The sequence below is a fragment of the Maribacter sp. Hel_I_7 genome, assembly GCF_000688315.1.
Lineage (GTDB): Bacteria > Bacteroidota > Bacteroidia > Flavobacteriales > Flavobacteriaceae > Maribacter > Maribacter stanieri.
In genome coordinates this window covers 1,812,863-1,834,979 of sequence record NZ_JHZW01000003.1, presented here as the reverse complement: position 1 = coordinate 1,834,979, position 22,117 = coordinate 1,812,863, and the positions used below count along the sequence as shown (strand labels likewise).

The 22,117-nt window shown below is 37.2% G+C and carries 11 protein-coding genes; 7 read left to right on the top strand and 4 right to left on the bottom strand.

Features of this window, described 5'->3' with window-relative positions:
* Positions 1-367: 367 nt before the first annotated feature.
* The 7 genes from P178_RS0119650 to P178_RS0119620 all read left to right on the top strand — a co-directional run bounded on the left by P178_RS0119650 (position 368) and on the right by P178_RS0119620 (position 16,899).
* Positions 368-11,509: a beta strand repeat-containing protein gene (locus P178_RS0119650; RefSeq protein WP_027067841.1), complete on the top strand. Its 11,142-nt coding sequence runs from the start codon at positions 368-370 to the stop codon at positions 11,507-11,509.
* Positions 11,510-11,541: 32 nt separating this feature from the next.
* On the top strand, positions 11,542-13,563 hold the full coding sequence (locus P178_RS0119645; RefSeq protein ID WP_231500575.1) for a gliding motility-associated C-terminal domain-containing protein: 2,022 nt from the start codon (positions 11,542-11,544) through the stop codon (positions 13,561-13,563).
* A gap of 5 nt (positions 13,564-13,568) precedes the next feature.
* Positions 13,569-14,522, top strand: coding sequence for a type IX secretion system membrane protein PorP/SprF (locus P178_RS0119640; protein ID WP_036147213.1), 954 nt, complete (start codon positions 13,569-13,571; stop codon positions 14,520-14,522).
* A 70-nt stretch (positions 14,523-14,592) separates the two neighbouring features.
* The gene (gene idi, locus P178_RS0119635) at positions 14,593-15,123 is read left to right on the top strand and encodes an isopentenyl-diphosphate Delta-isomerase (protein ID WP_027067838.1); all 531 of its coding nucleotides are present in this window, start codon (positions 14,593-14,595) and stop codon (positions 15,121-15,123) included.
* Positions 15,123-15,530 carry a 6-pyruvoyl trahydropterin synthase family protein gene (locus tag P178_RS0119630; RefSeq protein ID WP_027067837.1) on the top strand — a complete coding sequence of 136 codons (408 nt, stop codon included), beginning with the start codon at positions 15,123-15,125 and terminating at the stop codon, positions 15,528-15,530. The genes idi and P178_RS0119630 overlap by 1 nt, the downstream gene beginning before the upstream one ends.
* Before the next feature lie 79 nt (positions 15,531-15,609).
* On the top strand, positions 15,610-16,572 hold the full coding sequence (locus tag P178_RS0119625; protein WP_027067836.1) for a type I phosphomannose isomerase catalytic subunit: 963 nt from the start codon (positions 15,610-15,612) through the stop codon (positions 16,570-16,572).
* Between the two features lie 57 nt (positions 16,573-16,629).
* Complete coding sequence (locus P178_RS0119620) at positions 16,630-16,899, top strand: hypothetical protein (RefSeq protein ID WP_027067835.1); 270 nt, start codon at positions 16,630-16,632, stop codon at positions 16,897-16,899.
* Between the two features lie 79 nt (positions 16,900-16,978).
* On the opposite strand, the gene P178_RS0119615 is transcribed toward P178_RS0119620, so the two are convergent.
* From P178_RS0119615 to P178_RS0119600, 4 genes are all read right to left on the bottom strand, one after another.
* Complete coding sequence (locus P178_RS0119615; RefSeq protein ID WP_027067834.1) at positions 16,979-17,674, bottom strand: DUF4369 domain-containing protein; 696 nt, start codon at positions 17,672-17,674, stop codon at positions 16,979-16,981.
* Positions 17,675-17,755: 81 nt separating this feature from the next.
* Positions 17,756-19,030 carry a DUF819 domain-containing protein gene (locus P178_RS0119610; protein WP_027067833.1) on the bottom strand — a complete coding sequence of 425 codons (1,275 nt, stop codon included), beginning with the start codon at positions 19,028-19,030 and terminating at the stop codon, positions 17,756-17,758.
* A gap of 34 nt (positions 19,031-19,064) precedes the next feature.
* The gene (locus P178_RS0119605) at positions 19,065-19,868 is read right to left on the bottom strand and encodes a Cof-type HAD-IIB family hydrolase (protein WP_027067832.1); all 804 of its coding nucleotides are present in this window, start codon (positions 19,866-19,868) and stop codon (positions 19,065-19,067) included.
* A 1-nt stretch (position 19,869) separates the two neighbouring features.
* Positions 19,870-22,068: a DUF5916 domain-containing protein gene (locus P178_RS0119600; RefSeq protein WP_027067831.1), complete on the bottom strand. Its 2,199-nt coding sequence runs from the start codon at positions 22,066-22,068 to the stop codon at positions 19,870-19,872.
* Positions 22,069-22,117: the final 49 nt, after the last annotated feature.

Here is a 22,117-nt window from a genome sequence, read left to right as displayed (position 1 = left end):
TTATAATACAAAAATGCATGCTATCCGTGGGTTTAAATTATCAACGTAAGATTGAAAATATATAAAAAAACCAACATTTTAAGATGTTGGTTTTTTTATATATAATTTGAAAATTTTTTGGTTTTTTATAGTAGCAATAACTTCCCGTATAACAACGCATCTTCGACGAACAACAATCAAAATTTATAAATATTTAACAAACCCAAACCTCACCTTTATAGAAGTATATAGCGTAAATATTGGTCTACACAACATTTATTTTAGGGTGCAGTACTTATAATGAATATTTGTGTAATGTGAATACCAGTGATCCGTCTTGTTCAAAATAGATAGAATACTTCTGGAGCTAACATTTTGAAAAACCTATATGACCAACGAATTATTGAAGGTGGAATTGAATAATAAAAGTATGAAGAGTCAAACTACTACAAACCTAAGTAATGCCATTAAATTTATAATGGTACTATTTACTTTACTAATATCTGGTATCTCTATGGCACAGACAACTGTGACTTTAGAAGATCAATGTAATTGTGAAGTACTGCAAGGTACAGATGTTTCTGCACCAGGGGTAGGTACACCGGCAGGTGCCGATTTAGGAGATTTGTATGTTAATACAGATACCGGAACCATTTACTATTGGAATGGAACCACTTGGGAACTGACAACTACGGATGATCAGCAATTGCAAAATTTCACTTTTGATATATCTACAAATATTCTGTCATTAGAAATTGAAGATGGAAATATAGTTACAGTAGATTTAGCTTCTTTAGATAGAACTGCTGCTGAAATTGAATATGACAATTCCATATCGTTATTGACCGCAACAAATGTTCAGGATGCGATCGATGAGATCAATGCATCTGCAGGAACGGTTGCCTTGGTAGATAATTTGGACGGAACATATACGTTCACGAATGCTGCAGGTGTAGATACAACGATCAGCGATACTTCGATATCCACGATGTCACCAGCGGTTGACGGAGTATATACATATATGGATGAAACAGGTGCGGTACAAACCATCGACACGAACGCGAATGCAAATCCGTATGATAACTCCACATCGTTATTGACCGCAACGAACGTTCAGGATGCAATCGATGAGATCAATGCATCAGCAGGAACAGTTGCCTTGGTAGATAATTTGGACGGAACATATACGTTCACGAATGCTGCAGGTGTAGATACAACGATCAGCGATACATCTATATCCACGATGTCACCAGCGGTTGACGGCGTATATACATATATGGATGAAACGGGAGCGGTACAAACTATCGACACGAACGCGAATGCAAATCCGTATGATAACTCCACATCGTTATTGACCGCAACGAATGTTCAGGATGCGATCGATGAGATCAATGCATCAGCAGGAACGGTTGCCTTGGTAGATAATTTGGACGGAACATATACGTTCACGAATGCTGCAGGTGTAGATACAACGATCAGCGATACATCTATATCCACGATGTCACCAGCGGTTGACGGCGTATATACATATATGGATGAAACGGGAGCGGTACAAACTATCGATACGAACGCGAATGCAAATCCGTATGATAATTCCACATCGTTATTGACCGCAACGAATGTTCAGGATGCAATCGATGAGATCAATGCATCAGCAGGAACAGTTGCCTTGGTAGATAATTTGGACGGAACATATACGTTCACGAATGCTGCAGGTGTAGATACAACGATCAGCGATACATCTATATCCACGATGTCACCAGCGGTTGACGGAGTATATACATATATGGATGAAACAGGGGCGGTACAAACCATCGACACGAACGCGAATGCAAATCCGTATGACAATTCCACATCGTTATTGACCGCAACGAACGTTCAGGATGCGATCGATGAGATCAATGATGCGGCAGGAACAGTTGCCTTGGTAGATAATTTGGACGGAACATATACGTTCACGAATGCTGCAGGTGTAGATACAACGATCAGCGATACATCTATATCCACGATGTCACCAGCGGTTGACGGCGTATATACATATATGGATGAAACGGGAGCGGTACAAACTATCGACACGAACGCGAATGCAAATCCGTATGATAACTCCACATCGTTATTGACCGCAACGAATGTTCAGGATGCGATCGATGAGATCAATGCATCAGCAGGAACGGTTGCCTTGGTAGATAATTTGGACGGAACATATACGTTCACGAATGCTGCAGGTGTAGATACAACGATCAGCGATACATCTATATCCACGATGTCACCAGCGGTTGACGGCGTATATACATATATGGATGAAACGGGAGCGGTACAAACTATCGATACGAACGCGAATGCAAATCCGTATGATAATTCCACATCGTTATTGACCGCAACGAATGTTCAGGATGCGATCGATGAGATCAATGCATCTGCAGGAACAGTTGCCTTGGTAGATAATTTGGACGGAACATATACTTTTACGAATGCTGCAGGTGTAGATACAACGATCAGCGATACATCTATATCTACGATGTTAGATAATGGTAACGGAACTTATACGTATACCGATGAAGCTGGCGTTACAAGTATAATTAATACTAACGGTATAGTTGTTAGCAACCTAGTTGCAGGTAACAGAATAGCAACCTTAACGGAAGCAGATGGTACTTTTTCTGATATCAATGAAACGATAACAAGTATAGCAGATAATGGAGATGGTACAGTAACATTTACAAGAGAAGATACCAGTACACAAACTATTTCTAAATCTCAATTAACTGATAATGGAAATGGAACATTTACATTCAATAATGGCGATGGTACACCTGTATCTTTTGTAGGTACAGACGATCAAAATGCGGATGAAGTTAATTTAGCTACACCATTAGATGTTGACGGAGATGCTGTAAATGAAACAACTGTAGAAGAAGCTATTGCTGATATTGTTGCTAATAGTAGTGATAATCAAGATTTAACGGGAGCTAACTTAAATGGATCAAATCAACTTCAAATAGATATTCAAAGAGGAGCTTCTACGACAGTAGATTTATCTTCTTTGAGCGAAACAGTAATTGCTGGTTCAGGTGCTGTTACTGTTAATGATGATGGTAATGGAAACTATACGGTTAATTCTACAGATACAGATGAAGATGAAACCAACGAATTAGCGGTTTTGGCATCTGGAGCACCAAGCACAAACGGTGTTAACTCTGGTGATACTTATGTTGATACAGACAATGGTCAATTATATGCATGGGATGGAACAACTTGGCAACAGGTTGGTGGTAGCGCAGCACCAGATGCTGATCCAGATCCAGAAAATGAACTTTCAGATATATCATTAACAAATACTACGTTAGAACTTACTAACCCTGCACCTGGTGCAACAGGTGTAGATTTAAATAATACGTTCGCTACGGACACGGAATTATCAGATGCTATCACAGCAAGTGAGGCATTAGATTTAGATAAAGATGATCAGAACGAATTACAAGATTTAGAAGATGTATTAACTAGAGACCCTAGTGCAGGAGGTATTGTTATTACAGATGTAGGTACACCTGTAAATGCAAACGATGCTGTTAATAAGGCATATGTAGATAATCTTGCTGATGATGATGTTAGTGTAACTAACACGGCTGCGGGTAATAGAATTGCTACAATTTCTGAGCCAGGTATAACAGCTGTAGATATTAATGAATCGGTTACGACATTAAGCGATGCTGATGCTGATGGAATTTTCGAATATGTATCTGAAAACAATACCACCACTTCTTTTGATGGTACTGATGACCAAAATGCTACTGAAGTTAATTTAGCTAATCCATTAGATGTTGATGGAGATTTGGTTAATGAAACTACGGTAGAGGAAGCTATTGCTGATTTGGCGAATAATAGTAGCGACAATCAAGATTTGGAGCTAAATAGCAGTACAAATATTTTAAGTTTGACCAATGATGCTTCTACAGTTGATTTAACTCCATACGTAAACGATGATACTAACGAGATTCAAGATTTAGAATTAACTGGAGATAATCTTACGCTGACCAACGACCCAACTGCAACTGCAATTGACTTATCGAATTATAGTGAAACAGTAGTTGGAGCAAATGACATCACGGTAACCGATGATGGAAGTGGAAACTTTACCGTTGATTATTTAGACGGTGATAAGAGTGATACTAACGAAATTCAAAATGCGGCAGAAGTAAATTTAGCAACTCCTATTGACGTCGACGGAGATACTGTAAACGAAACAACAGTTGAAGAAGCTATTGCAGATTTAGCTAATAATAGTAGTGATAATCAGAATTTGACAGGAGCGACATTAAACGGGTCAAATCAACTACAAATAGATATAGATAGAGGAAGTTCTACAAATGTAGATTTATCATCACTTAGCGAAACAGTAGTTACAGGTACAGGAGCTGTAACCGTTGATGATGACGGTAACGGTAATTACACAGTGAACTCTACCGATACAGATGAAGATGAGACCAACGAGTTAGCGGTATTGGCATCAGGAGCACCTAGTACCAATGGTACAAATTCTGGTGACACTTATATTGATACGGATACTGGGCAACTTTATGCTTGGGATGGAACTATATGGCAACAAGTAGGGGGTAGCGCAATTCCTGGCGATGCAAGTGATACAAATGAGCTAATAACTTCTTTTGGAGTTGTGGGTACCAATCTTCGTATTACTGAAGCGGGTACTGATTTTGATGTTCCTTTGAGTGATTTAGGAACAGACAGTCAAGATCTTTCTTTAACTGGAGATGACCTAACATTAACAAATGACCCAACTGCCACTGCAATCGATTTATCTGATTATAGAGAAACAGTAGTAGGTACAAATGACATCTCGGTAACTGATGATGGAAGTGGAAACTTTACTGTTGATTATGTAGATGGAGATAAGAGCGATACCAATGAGATTCAGGATTTACAACTAACTGGAGATGACCTAACATTAACGAATGACCCAACTGCTGCTGCAATCGATTTATCAGATTATAGAGAAACAGTAGTAGGTGCAAATGACATCACGGTTACCGATGACGGTAGTGGAAACTTTACAGTTGATTATGTAGATGGAGATAAGAGTAATACCAATGAGATTCAAAATGCCGCACAAGTTGACATTGCGGATGGTGCAGATAATTTCACATCGACAGATGTAGAAGGGGCATTGGCAGAACTGGCTACAAAGACAGATGACGACATTACTGGTGCTGTATTAGACGGTAGTAACGAATTGACCATAAGTGAAGGAACTACAGATGTAACAGTTGATTTATCATCTTTAAATGAAACAGTAGTAGGTACAAATGACATCTCGGTAACTGATGATGGAAGTGGAAACTTTACAGTTGATTATATTGATGGTGATAAGAGCGATACCAATGAGATTCAAAATGCAGCTCAAGTTGACATTGCGGATGGTGCAAATAATTTCACATCAACAGATGTGGAAGGTGCTTTAGCGGAATTGGCATCAAACAGTACAGATAATCAAGATCTTTCTTTAACGGGAGATAACCTAACATTAACAAATGACCCAACTGCAACTGCAATCGATTTATCAGATTATAGAGAAACAGTAGTAGGTACAAATGATATTACGGTTACCGATGATGGTAGTGGAAACTTTACTGTTGATTATGTAGATGGAGATAAGAGTGATACCAATGAGATTCAAGATTTAGAATTAACGGGAGATAACCTTACACTGACCAACGACCCAACTGCAACTGCAATAGATTTATCCGATTATAGAGAAACGGTAGTCGGAACAAATGATATTTCTGTAAGTGATGATGGCAACGGTAATTATACAGTTGATTATGTTGACGGCGATAATGATTCCACAAACGAATTAACACAAAGAGGAACAGGTGGTCCAACAGGAACACCAGCTGAGGGTACAACCTATGTAGATACAGCAAGTGGTCAGTTATATGTTTATGATTCTGGAGCTTGGCAGCCGGTAGGTGGAAGTGCAGTACCTGGCGATGCAAGTGATACCAACGAGTTAATAACCTCTTTTGGAGTTGTAGGGTCGAACCTAAGAATTACTGAAGCCGGTAACGATTTTGATGTGCCGTTAAGTAGTTTAGGAACCGATGAACAAGATTTAGAATTGACAGGAGACAACCTTACATTAACAAATGATCCAACCGGTGCGGCGATAGATTTATCAGATTATAGAGAAACAGTGGTTGGTACAAATGACATTACCGTAACTGATGATGGTAGTGGGAACTTTACTGTTGATTATGTTGATGGAGATAAGAGTGATACTAATGAGATACAGGATTTAGAACTAACAGGAGATAATCTTACATTAACAAATGACCCAACTGCAACTGCAATCGATTTATCTGATTATAGAGAAACGGTAGTTGGAGCAAATGATATTACCGTAACCAATGATGGTAATGGAAATTACACTGTTGATTATGTTGATGGAGATAATGATTCAACGAACGAATTAACAGTAACTGGTTCAGGAGGTCCTTCAGGAACAGCAACAACTGGAACTACATATGTAGATACTGTTACAGGTCAATTATATGTTTATGATGGAACTTGGCAACAAGTTGGTGGTAGTGCTACTCCAGCTGCAGATATAGTAACAACATTATCTACAGCAGATAACATTACATACACATATATATCAGAGAATAATACATCGACATCTTTTGATGGTACTGATGACCAGAATGCAGCTCAAGTTGGCATTGCAGATGGAGCTAATAATTTTACATCAACAGATGTGGAAGGTGCTTTAGCGGAATTGGCAACAAACAGTACAGATAATCAAGATCTTTCTTTAACAGGAGATAATCTTACATTAACGGATGACCCAACAGCAACTGCAATCGATTTATCAGATTATAGAGAAACAGTAGTAGGTACAAATGATATTACGGTTACCGATGATGGTAGTGGAAACTTTACTGTTGATTATGTTGATGGAGATAAGAGTGATACCAATGAGATACAAAATGCAGCTCAAGTTGGCATTGCGGATGGTGCAAATAATTTCACATCAACAGATGTAGAAGGAGCATTGGCTGAACTTGCTACAAAGACAGATGACGATATTACTGGTGCTGTACTAGACGGCAGTAACGAATTAACCATAAGTGAAGGAACAACAGATGTAACAGTTGATTTATCTTCATTGAATGAAACAGTGGTTGGTACAAATGACATTACCGTAACTGATGATGGTAGTGGAAACTTTACTGTTGATTATGTTGATGGTGATAAGAGTGATACTAATGAGATACAGGATTTAGAACTAACAGGAGATAATCTTACATTAACAAATGACCCAACTGCAACTGCAATCGATTTATCTGATTATAGAGAAACAGTAGTAGGTACAAATGACATTACCGTAACTGATGATGGTAGTGGAAACTTTACTGTTGATTATGTTGATGGTGATAATGATTCCACAAACGAATTAACACAAAGAGGAACAGGTGGTCCAACAGGAACACCAGCTGAGGGTACAACCTATGTAGATACAGCAAGTGGTCAGTTATATGTTTATGATTCTGGAGCTTGGCAGCCGGTAGGTGGAAGTGCAATACCTGGCGATGCAAGTGATACCAACGAGTTAATAACCTCTTTTGGAGTTGTAGGGTCGAACCTAAGAATTACTGAAGCCGGTAACGATTTTGATGTGCCGTTAAGTAGTTTAGGAACCGATGAACAAGATTTAGAATTGACAGGAGACAACCTTACATTAACAAATGACCCAACTGCAACTGCAATCGATTTATCTGATTATAGAGAAACGGTAGTTGGAGCAAATGATATTACCGTAACCAATGATGGTAATGGAAATTACACTGTTGATTATGTTGATGGAGATAAGAGTGATACCAATGAGATACAAAATGCAGCTCAAGTTGGCATAGCAGATGGAGCCAATAATTTCACATCAACAGATGTAGAAGGAGCATTGGCTGAACTGGCTACAAAGACAGATGACGACATTACTGGTGCTGTAATAGACGGCAGTAACGAATTAACCATAAGTGAAGGAACAACAGATGTAACAGTTGATTTATCTTCATTGAATGAAACAGTAGTAGGTACAAATGACATTACCGTAACTGATGATGGTAGTGGAAACTTTACTGTTGATTATGTTGATGGAGATAAGAGTGATGCCAATGAGATACAGGATTTAGAACTAACAGGAGATAATCTTACATTAACAAATGACCCAACTGCAACTGCAATCGATTTATCTGATTATAGAGAAACGGTAGTAGGTGCAAATGATATTACCGTAACCAATGATGGTAATGGAAATTATACTGTTGATTATGTTGATGGAGATAATGATTCAACTAACGAATTAACTCAAACGGGTTCAGGAGGTCCTTCAGGAACAGCAACAACTGGAACTACATATGTAGATACGGATACAGGTCAAATGTATGTTTATGATGGTTCTTGGCAACCAGTAGGAGGAAGTGCTACTCCAGCGGCGGATACAGTGACAACATTATCTTCAGCAGATAATATTACATACACATATACATCAGAGAATAATACAACGACATCTTTTGATGGTACTGATGACCAGAATGCAGCTCAAGTTAGCATTGCAGATGGAGCCAATAATTTCACGTCGACAGATGTAGAAGGGGCATTAGCTGAATTAGCAGGAAATAGTACAGATAATCAAGATCTTACTTTAACGGGAGATAATCTTACTTTAACGAATGACCCTACTGCAACTGCAATTGATTTATCCGATTATAGAGAAACGGTGGTAGGTACAAATGATATTACTGTTACTAATGATTCAAATGGTAATTACACTGTTGATTATATAGACGGTGATAAGGATGATCAAAACGAAATAGAATTACCTACAGGTGGAAATAATGGTCAAGTACTTTCTACTGATGGTTCAGGGACATATACATGGGTTGACGCAGATTCTGGTCCAGCAGGTGCTGATGGTGCAGACGGAAACGGAATAGCCTCAACAACCGATAATGGAAACGGGACATTTACGTTGACTTACGATGACGGTTCTACATTTACGACATCAGATTTAACGGGTCCAACAGGAGCTAATGGCGCTGATGGAAATGATGGTACTAATGGAACAGATGGAGCAGACGGAAACGGAATAGCCTCAACAACCGATAATGGAAACGGGACATTTACGTTGACTTACGATGATGGTTCTACATTCACGACATCAGATTTAACGGGTCCAACAGGAGCTAATGGCGCTGATGGAAACGATGGAGCAGACGGAAACGGAATAGCCTCAACAACAGATAATGGAAATGGAACATTTACATTAACTTATGATGACGGAACAACATTTACGACATCCGATTTAACAGGTCCTCAGGGAACTGCCGGAACAAACGGTACTAATGGAACGAATGGTACTAATGGTACAGATGGAAACGATGGAGCAGACGGAAACGGAATAGCCTCAACAACCGATAATGGAAACGGGACATTTACGTTGACTTACGATGATGGTTCTACATTTACGACATCAGATTTAACGGGTCCAACAGGAGCTAATGGCGCTGATGGAAATGATGGTACTAATGGAACAGATGGAGCAGACGGAAACGGAATAGCTTCAACAACCGATAATGGAAACGGGACATTTACGTTGACTTACGATGACGGTTCTACATTTACGACATCAGATTTAACGGGTCCAACAGGAGCTAATGGCGCTGATGGAAATGATGGTACTAATGGAACAGATGGAGCAGACGGAAACGGAATAGCCTCAACAACCGATAATGGAAACGGGACATTTACGTTGACTTACGATGATGGTTCTACATTTACGACATCAGATTTAACGGGTCCAACAGGAGCTAATGGCGCTGATGGAAATGATGGTACTAATGGAACAGATGGAGCAGACGGAAACGGAATAGCTTCAACAACCGATAATGGAAACGGGACATTTACGTTGACTTACGATGACGGTTCTACATTTACGACATCAGATTTAACGGGTCCAACAGGAGCTAATGGCGCTGATGGAAATGATGGTACTAATGGAACAGATGGAGCAGACGGAAACGGAATAGCCTCAACAACCGATAATGGAAACGGGACATTTACGTTGACTTACGATGATGGTTCTACATTCACGACATCAGATTTAACGGGTCCAACAGGAGCTAATGGCGCTGATGGAAACGATGGAGCAGACGGAAACGGAATAGCCTCAACAACAGATAATGGAAATGGAACATTTACATTAACTTATGATGACGGAACAACATTTACGACATCCGATTTAACAGGTCCTCAGGGAACTGCCGGAACAAACGGTACTAATGGTACTAATGGTACAGATGGAAACGATGGCGCCGACGGAAACGGAATAGCCTCAACAACCGATAATGGAAACGGGACATTTACGTTGACTTACGATGACGGTTCTACATTTACGACATCAGATTTAACGGGTCCAACAGGAGCTAATGGCGCTGATGGAAACGATGGAGCAGACGGAAACGGAATGGCATCAACAACCGATAATGGAAATGGAACATTTACATTAACTTATGATGATGGTTCTACATTTACGACATCCGATTTAACAGGTCCAACAGGAGCTAATGGCGCTGATGGAAACGATGGTGCTGACGGAGCAGACGGAAACGATGGTGCTGACGGAGCGGACGGAAACGGAATAGCTTCAACAACCGATAATGGAAACGGGACATTTACGTTGACTTACGATGACGGTTCTACATTTACGACATCAGATTTAACGGGTCCAGCGGGTGCTCCAGGAGCAACAGGTCCTGCAGGTGATCCGGCAACGGATGATCAAACATTGGCAACAACTGGTGCTGCTGGCCAAATATCAATTACAGGAGGTAATGCTATTACTTTAAATGTAAATGATGCCGATTCAAATGCATCAAACGAGCTTCAAACACTATCTAAGTCAGGTACGAATATAACTTTGTCTAATGGTGGTGGTACAGTTTCTATTGCTGATAATGATAACAATTCTAATAATGAAATACAGACAATTACATCAACAGATGGTTCTGTAACAGTGACTCCAACAGGTATTAATTATAACTTATCTGTACCAACAGCAAACGGTGCAGAAACGATTGTAGAAGCTGCGCCAGACACAGATATTAGTGTAAGTGGTACAGGTACATCAGCTGATCCATATTTGATTGCTAATACAAGACCTGATATTTTCTATCCGCCTTCTATAGAGGTAGATGTGGCAACAACGGGTACTGGTAGAACAATAGATTTACATGCAGAATACTTATCTCAATATGGTACGCCTTCAGTAGTTAGTGCAGGAGCACCAGCAGCAATACCAACGTATGCCAATACTGAATTATATTATTATGTTACGTATTTTGATCCTACTGTTTTTGCTAACGTTAGTGTTGATGCATTAGGTGAAATGACTTATGATGTTATTGCTGCACCAACGGATTATAATACATTGATTAATGTAGTTTTTGTAGCCAAATAATTAGCTTAATAAAGCTTAGATCCCAAATCGATTTGAAAAAAACGCATATATATAAAACCATATTTCTCAGTATCGTTACTACGATACTGGGGGTATTGGTATCTAATGCCCAGTTCTTACTTCAGGCACCTACGGATAGTGATCAAAATAACTTTCGTTGGTATGAAGCTTCAGACACGGTAACGGTACTTGGTACAGATTCTTTTTACGAAGTAACCCAACCAGGTATTTATTTTGCAACATATGATGGTACCTTGTGTGGTTCTAATGCTACCGGTTATTTCATTGTAACGGATTGTAATAATCCAGACAATGAAGTAACGATGGATATTACTTCTAATGTGCCCAGTACAGCCTCGGTAAGCTGGAGTCCACCTTTAGTAGGTGATCAGCTAAGACCAATGGTCATTGCAACAGATGCTGTGGTAAAGTATACGGCACTTGTTACAAAAGCGGGTAATACGTTCAGTCTTCCTAATTTTACGGTAGTGTGTTTACCACAAGCGGCAGATTTAGAAGATGATTTGGTTACAACAGACGAAGAAGTTCCTGTCGTTATTGATATTTATGATAATGATGCAGATTTACCAGATGTAGGTGCTTTAACAACTACAGATCCAGCTAATGGTTCGGTAACAATTGATGATGGTGGTACACCAAACAATCCAATGGATGATATTGTTACTTATACTCCAGATGTAGATTTCAATGGTACTGATAGTTTTGACTATACTATTTGTAATGCCTACGGAGATTGTAGTACGGCAACCGTAACTATAGAAGTATTACCAATATTAGATACTAACGATGATTCAATTGCAATTGATATCAATGCAATTACAGCTATTGATACATGGCAAGTAAACGATAATGATTTACCTACAGATGGTACATTTAGCGTAACGCAACCAACAAATGGTTCGGTAACTGTTGATGATAATGGTACACCAAATGATCCATCTGACGATATTCCAACATACTTCCCTAATAATAATTACTTAGGCACAGATGCTTTTGATTATACGGTTTGTGATGCAGTTGGTAATTGTAGCACATCTACCATAACAATTCTTATTAATCCTTTAGGTGTTGATATGGATAGTGATGATGATGGTATCGTTGATAGTTTTGAAGATCTGAATTTAGATGGTGATAATGACCCATCTACCGACCCAACAGATTCTGATGGTGACGGCTTCCCAGATTATTTAGATATCGATGCTGACGGCGATGGTATACCAGATAATGTTGAAGCTCAGGCGACGGCAGATTACATTCCGCCTTCAGGGATCGACGCGAATACCAACGGGTTAGATGATGCGTATGAAGCTAATGGTTTAACTGGATTGTTTCCTGTGGATACAGACGGAGATAACCTACCTGATTATTTAGATGAGGATAGTGATAATGATAATGTATTGGATGCTATTGAAGCTCATGACTACAATCACGATGGTATTGCAGATGTAGTAAGAATAGGGTCTGATAAAGATAATGACGGACTTGATGACGGATATGAAGGTGCTATTTCAGTTGATATAGATGTCAATGATGAAATTGATGATCCTTACGCACAATTGCCAAATACCGATGGTGATGAGGAATCTGATTACAGGGATACCGATGATGACGATGATGGCATTGAGACCCGTGATGAGGATATTAACCTGAACGGTGACTATGTAGACGATGATTCTGATGGTGACGGCATACCTAACTACTTAGATTCAGATTTAGGTCAGCTAGAAGAAGAAATCGAAGTTTTCAACGTTATTACACCTAATGGTGATGGTATACACGATGTTCTAAGAATAGACGGATTACAGAACTATCCGAATAATACATTGAAAATCTATAACAGATGGGGTGTATCAGTCTATATGACAAGGGCGTATAATACAGAGGGTAATGTGTTTGACGGAACATCCGAAGGAAGAGTTACGGTAGATGTTGATCGTAAGTTACCAGTAGGTACATATTTCTATATTCTAGATTATGAACTACCTAATGGAGAAACAGAAACGCTTTCTGGTTACATATATATAAATAGATAAGAACAATGTTTTCAAAATATATATTCAATAATAAAATACAGGTACTTAAGCAAGTTGTCGCTATTGTGGCACTTTGCTTTGGGGTATTTTCTTATGGACAGCAAGACGCACAGTATACGCAGTACATGTATAACACCATAAGTGTAAACCCTGCTTATGCCGGTTCTAGAGGACATATTAGTATTGGTGCCTTACATAGATCGCAATGGGTAGGTTTAGATGGTGCGCCAACAACACAGACTTTTAATGCACACTCACCCATAGGGTATAGGGGGGTAGGTTTAGGTGTGTCTATAGTTAATGATGAAATAGGGCCAACATCAGAAACTAATTTTGATATTGATTTTTCTTATACCGTTTATACTTCAACGGAAGGCAGATTAAGTTTTGGTTTAAAAGCGAGTGCTAACTTGTTGGATGTTAGGTTTTCAGAATTAAATCAATATACTACAGATCCTACTTTGCAGCAAGATATAGATAACAGGCTTTCTCCTAACATTGGGGCTGGTGTATACTATCATACCGAAAGATTCTATTTAGGATTGTCAGTACCTCGTTTTTTAGAAACAACACATTTTCAAGAAACCAACCTCTCTACAGCTAAAGAACAAATGAACTTGTATTTAATTACGGGGTACGTTTGGGATTTAAATGAGTCTTTAAAATTTAAACCGGCACTACTTACCAAAGTGGTAAAAGGTGCACCGTTACAAGTCGACTTATCTGCAAATTTCATGTTTAATGATAAATTTATTTTAGGAGCAGCCTACAGATGGGATGCCGCTTTTAGTGGTATGGCAGGCTTTAATGTGTCCAATAAATTCTTAATTGGTATTGCTTACGACAAGGAAACTACCGAACTAGGTAATGCAGCTTTCAACGATGGTTCATTTGAAGTAATTTTCAGATATGATTTTATTACGACCAAGAACAACCTCAAATCTCCACGTTTCTTCTAATTTTTCCTATTAACGTATTATTATATGTTCTACTTTTCGTAAAATAAGTTAAACGCCTTATTTTTACCTAATGAAGGAAGAACAGGTAATTCTCGTAAACGAAAATAACGAGCAAATAGGAACTATGCCCAAAATGGAAGCCCATGAAAAGGCTGTCTTACATAGAGCATTTTCTGTATTCATAACCAATGATAAGGGTGAGATCATGTTACAACAACGTGCGGCATCTAAATATCATTCTCCATTATTATGGACAAATACATGTTGTAGTCATCAACGTGTTGGCGAATCTAATATTGAAGCCGGTAAAAGAAGACTGCAAGAAGAAATGGGTTTTCAAGCGGAGTTAAAAGAATTATTCTCCTTTATTTACAAAGCTCCTTTTGATAATGGATTAACCGAGCATGAATATGATCATGTTATGTTGGGTAGTTTTAATTCAGAACCAAATATAAATCCAGAAGAGGTAGAAGCTTGGAAATGGATGTCTCCGCAATTGGTTAAAGAAGATATTGCTAATAACCCTGATGATTACACAGCTTGGTTTAAAATTATATTTGAGAAATTTTACGAACACTTATTTAATATACCAGCGAAATAATGAAGGTAAAAGTTAGTAGGAAAGCACATTTTAATGCTGCCCACCGTTTGTATAGAAAAGATTGGGACGATAGTAAAAACACTGAAATATTTGGAAAATGTAACAATCCTAATTTTCATGGGCATAACTATGAATTGATAGTAAGTGTAACCGGAGAGATAGATCCTGAAACTGGTTTTGTTATGGATATGAAGGTGTTAAAAGATCTGATCAAATTAGAGATTGAAGACTATTTAGATCATAAAAATTTAAACATTGAGGTGGAGGAATTTAAAAGCTTAAACCCAACTGCAGAAAATATTGCCGTTATTATTTGGAAGAGATTAAGACAGCACATAACAAAGTCACATGATTTAGAAGTGGTGCTATATGAAACTCCAAGAAATTTTGTAACGTTCTCGGGATAAATTAATTACATTACTGAAAGAATAATCTCGAATTTACGTTTTTAACCTAATCAAATTGACCAATAAAAAATACACGATGATACATCCTTTAAAATTTAGACCAATCTTAAAAGAAAGACTTTGGGGAGGAACCAAGTTAAAAGAGGTTTTTGGTAAACCTATTGAAAGTGATATTACCGGAGAAAGCTGGGAATTGTCTACTGTTAAAGGAGACATTTCTGTAATTGCAAATGGTAGCTTAGAAGGCAAATCACTCCAAGAACTTATAGATTCTAATGCAGAAGAGTTATTGGGAAAAAGTGTTGTTGAGCGTTTTGGAAAGGAATTTCCGATTTTAATTAAGTTTATTGATGCTAAACAAGATTTATCTATACAACTACACCCAAATGATGCGTTGGCAAAAGAGCGTCATGATTCTTTTGGTAAAACGGAGATGTGGTATATTATGGATGCAGATCCTAAAGCTGAACTAATTGTTGGTTTTAACAAAGATGTTACCAAAGAAGAATATGCTGAAAGTATTGCTAATGATACTTTGCTTGATCTTCTTAATTATGAGCAAGTTAAAGAAGGAGATACTTTTTTTATAAATACAGGTAAAATTCATGCTATTGGAGCAGGGGTAATGTTAGCAGAAATTCAACAGACTTCAGATGTTACTTACCGTGTTTTTGATTTTAATAGAAAGGATAAAGATGGTAATCTTCGTGAATTGCATACTGAGTTAGCTTTGGATGCAGTCGATTATGAAAAGAAAGATGATTTTAAAGTCTCTTATGGTCATAATAAGAATGAGGTAAATACAATGGTGGATTGCCCATACTTTAAAACAAACTTCATAGAACTTACAGAAAATTTAGAATTAGATACAACGCAAAGAGATTCTTTTACCATATTTATGTGCGTTGGTGGTGAAGCGTCAATTCATACAGCAGAAGGGGAAGTATCTATTAAAAGTGGTGAAACAGCCTTGTTACCGGCTTCTACCAATAAAATAACATTACAATCTACGGGAGCTAAACTGTTAGAAGTTACTATTTAAGGCTTAATTAACCGTATGGCAATTCAAAAATTGTATTTTTGCAAAAAATAATTAGAGATGGCAAGTATTAAAAATTTAAAGAAAGATATTAATAATGTTCTTGGTGACATTATAGAAGGTGTTTATATAGTTGAGGCTGCCAATGGTACTACTCATTCAAAAGAAGGTACTGCTATCATAGATGAGGCAATTGTTTCATTTGATGAGTTAGTAGCTAAAGTCAACAAAAATGATGTTGAGAATAAAAAAGCACATTTTAAAGAAGTAAGAATGGACTTAGAGAAAAAAGCAACTAAATTGGTTGAAGACCTAAACAAGTTAGCTTAGTCTTAAGACTATTTAAAAACTAAAAAAGCATCCTAAGTTTAGGATGCTTTTTTTATTGTAACAAAGTGGTCTTCTCTATTTAATTCTTCTTTAATAGCGTAGCCAATTCCTTACCATATTTAGACGCTGCTACCTCTGGTGATAAAACACTGTAGATTGAATCTAAGTATTTAACATTTGCATCCGGTATTTCTTTTAAAGCAATATATGGTGCTATGAAAGATGATTTATTGTTAAGTGCAAAGTTGATGGCAAAAGCATAACCACGTTGTGTATTTCTATTACTAATATTTTGTAAAGAATCTATGCTCACTTGGCTAAGTTGATTTTCTGACTGAGCGGCTTTCATCATTATTTCAATATTTCTCTTATTGATCCCAGTCATGTTCTTTCTAAATTCCTCAAGTTTTTCTTGAGTTTCAGAGCCACTAATTTCCGCTGTAGTATCAAAAGTGTTCCAATCGGTATTGATAGTTATGGTTCCTGGTTCGGCAAAAAAAGTAATACGGTCGTTAATATCGTTGTTATCCTTTTTATTTAAGTATAAGTAAAATACCTCAGGACTCAATAATTTGGTTTTGAAAGAAAAATTACCATCTCCATTTATAGCAACAGAATCAACGGTAACTAAAACACTGTCAGGCACATGCTGTAAATAAAGCATTCCTTTTTTTAGACCTTTTACTTTTCCGTTTACAATTAATGTTTCATCTGGGTTATCGCCGCAAGAACTTAATGCCAATAATGCAGTAACAACAAATAATATTTTTTTCATTCTTTTTATTTAGGGCGCAAATATCTATAAAATTTGATAATAAAGAACGCCAAGCCTTATTTTCTTAGTAACAATGAATACTTATAGACTTGAAGCTACTTCCATTAGGTAAGCACAAAGTAATGCTCCACCGGTACCTACAACGTAGCCTAATACCGCTAAAAGTACTCCCACAGATGTTAATGATGGGTGAAATTCAGCAGCCACTACTGGAGCTGATGCGGCACCACCAACATTGGCTTGGCTACCTACCGCTAAAAAGAAGTAAGGTGCTTTAATAAGTTTAGCCACTAATATCATTAAACCTGCATGTATGGTAATCCAAATAAATCCTACGGCTATCAATCCTGGATTTTCTAGTACTTTTCCTAAATCCATTTTCATACCTATTGTGGCAACTAAAATATAAATGAACATTCCGCCAATTTTACTGGCGCCTGCACCTTCATAATTTTTTGCTTTGGTAAAAGAAAGTGCTATCCCTAAACATGTAGCAATAACAACCATCCAAAAGAAAGCAGAACCTAAGAAGGAAAGGAAACTTTTTTGATCACTTACCGCGTCAAATGTACTGGTAAGAAATGTACTGATATGGTCGCCAAAAAAATGCGCTAATCCTACGGCGGCAAAAGCTAATGACAACATTATCATATAATCATTTAACGTAGGTACACGTGTAATTTTATCAGTAAACTTGGTTACTTTTATTTTTAAGGTTTCAATGGCAGAGGTATCTGCTTTCAACCATTTATCAATCTGTTTTGTTTTACCTACACCTAATAATACTATGGCCATCCAAACATTAGCTACAACGATATCAATTAATACCATGCCACCATATTTTTCAGGATTGTATTGAAAAATTTCTAACATAGCAGCTTGGTTTGCTCCACCACCGATCCAGCTTCCTGCAATAGTAGATAACCCTCTCCAAATAGCATCAAAATCATTACCGCCTACAGTATCGGGAGAAAAAATAGATACAATTAATATAGCTATAGGTCCACCTATGATTATACCCATACTACCTGTCAAAAACATGATAATTGCTTTTGAACCTAAATTAGAAATGGCCTTAATATCTATGCTAAGTGTCATTAGAACTAGGGCAGCTGGCAGTAAGTACCTGCTAGCCATAAAATACAGATTAGATATTTCATCAGAAATAATACCTGTACTGGTTAGTATGGCAGGTAGTAAGTAACACATAAGTACTGCAGGTACAATAGCGTAAAATTTACTCCAAAATCCGGTTTTTAAACTTGATGTATAAAAGATGAATCCTAAACAAAGAGCTAACAGTCCAAAGACTACCGTATCATTTGAAATTAATGGTTGTACAAAAAGGTATGGCATAAATATTTTGATAAGTTGCTAATTTCAAATATAGTTAAATAACCAAGTTTTCTGCAATATAATGGGCTACACCATCTTTTGTATTTTCTAGAGTGATGTAATTAGAAATGGCTTTTACTTCTTCTCTAGCATTGGCAACGGCAACTCCGAAGCCAACATTTTCAAGCATTTCAATATCATTGTAATTGTCGCCAAAAGCGATAATATCATTTAAAGTCTCATCTTCTTTCATCAGCGCTTTAATTGCCGAGAGTTTTGATACCGATTTTGGTGCGATTTCAATAAGCGTATCATTAGAGCGATATAGGTTGAGAGCTACACCTAATTCCTTTTGAAGAGCAGGCATTAAACTATCGGCACTTGCTTTGGTACACATGAGCATAATTTTATGGGCACCTATGTTACGTTTTTCCCAATTACTTAATGTATGCTCGGTATCTTGAAATACAGGCGTAGATTTTGTGTATTTGATTTCTTTTTCAACCCTTAAAGAAGTTTTTGGTACATACCATTCATTATTGAAGTATAATCCTAAATCCGCTTCAAGTTCGCTGCACAGCTTGTAAATTTCTTTTAAAATATCCGTAGGAATAAAAACTGAAGTGAGTTCTGTGTTTCCAGATAAGACTAGAGCTCCATTGTAACAAATAATAGGTTGTTCGGTAATACCTAAGTCTTCTTGAATATACCGCATACCACTTGGCATTCTAGCAGAAACAAGTATGATCTTAGTCTCGTTTTTTATTTTATTAATTTGTTCAATTGCATTTTTAGAAACATCACTTTTAGTAGAAAGTAAAGTTCCGTCTAAATCTGAACACAAAATTTTATACTTCATTCTAGATATTTAACCAGTAGGTGAGTTTTAAATTTATGGAACGATATTTTGGCTCAAATGAGTTGACGAAATAATTATCATTATACACGATAAATAAATCGGATAGGGGAGCAAAACGCCATTGTAGACGAGAGTTGAACCCTAAATTATCTCTTTGATTACTATACTGTACCAGTGTAGACCAAAATATAGATTTGCTAAAGGTAACATCTATTTTTGGGCTAATAAGCCAAATATCGGTGCTTGAATATGGTTGCGGTAGTGATATTCTGTCATAATTCATAGCTAGAGATAAAAATACCTTTGGTTGAAACCTTAGAAACATTTCAGCACTTAATGAAAATCTATCGCCATTATAAAAACTACCCATGGTGGGCGCAACAGAATATGCAAACCTTTTTCTACTGTCTGATTGATATTCTAATGAAACATAGTTATAATGGTAACCTAATAGACCAGGTAACGGTATAGCATCATCCAAATCTGTTGGGTCAAATTCTTCAAAGAGATAGGTGTATGAATGTGTGAAGGAAACATTGATTTCTGACTGATCATTGAATTTAGATTCCCAAGCACCCATTAAATCATAATCTGTATGTAAAAAGTCATTTTCCGGACTCCATGTCATAACTGGGAAAAATTGAAAACTATGACTTTGTAGAGCACTATCTTCCGGCCAAAATACACGTTCTGCCATGGTGGCTGCTTTAAAAATATCGGTTCTACGAATAAAACCAAGATCAGATCTAAAATCTTCACCAATATACACCATGTCTTCAAAAAAGTTCCAGTTTCTAGAGTTGTATTGCATAAACGCCCCGGATGAAAGATTTGCTTTTCCTGCATTATGGGCAAATGATTTATGCAGATAGAATTTACTGTTCCAAATATTGTTATTTGAAATTAGATTGTAATCTATACCAGCTACTCTATTATATCGGTCTTCGGGATCTTGAAATTCGTAATCTCCAAAAGTTTGTCTATTAATAAAGAACATACCAATGTTAGAACGACCAAAGATAGATTGCTGTAGAGCTAGCATGGTATTGTTGTTGGAGGCAATATTTTCCTCTAGGTCTTCACCAGTTTGCAGGTTTAGAAAGCCTAGTCTTAGGCTCTTGGTGACTTTACCACTTAAACGAACACCACCAATAATTTTGTTCTCAATAGAATTGTCGGCTGTATCTTTAGCAATTCCTATACGCCTAGAGAAAAAAGGATTGGCATCTCTACCGCCACCAAAACTGCCAAATAGGTCGCTATTATCGATAAAAAATTGTCTTTTCTCAGGAAGAGAAACCTCAAAACGCGTTAAGTTAGTTATTTGGTCATCTACTTCTACCTGAGAAAAATCTGGGTTGACCGTAATATCTAAGTTCATACTATTACCAATAGCAACCTTGGCATCTCCACCAGCTTTTATATTGGTGTTGCCATCGTTTAATTCATAATCTTTTTGGGAAATCATATTCACATAAGGAATAACGGTTAGGGGAGTACTGTATTTTCCTAAAGGCTTTTCAAAAACCATATCTCCCATGAAGGTTAGACCATAGATATTCTGGTTTTGAGGAATATTCATCCAAGTACTGTTCTCGTTAGATTGGGTGTCAAATCTATAGCTATTAAATCTCCACTTTTTTTCACCTTCTTTGAATTTGAAAGCAGTTAAGGGTATAACCATTTCCGCGGTGTAGTAATCATCATAAATTTTAGAATCCCCACGCCATTTTACATCCCATGAGATAGTAAATCCGTTTAAATTTAATCCACCACCAGAAACAAGACCTTCACGGCGAACTCCGTATGGGTTTATACCAAAAAGAAAAGCATTGTTACCATCATTAAACGTGTCGAAAAGTAACGTAATGTTATCACTGTTACCAGCTCTAAAATCTCGCTTTAAAGATTGAATGGAATAATCTTTACCAGCTGTATAGACAGTAATGCCAACATAAAGGTTGTCATCATCATACAACATTTTAATTTCAGTCTGTTTTTTGGACTGTACGGTGTCTAAGGGAAAGTATTGCCAAAAATCATTAGCCTGATCTGCTGTAGACCAACTCTGTTCATCTAAGATTCCGTCTGGTGTTATTTCAACATTAACTTTTTTAACAACGAATGATTTATTTTTCGTTTGGGTATGTGCAGAAAAGCAAAGAAGCACAAGTACAAGTGTACTTAAATATTTGGTCATTTTGGTCATAGTCTGGTAGTTGACCAAATTTAACATTTTGTTTGATTAA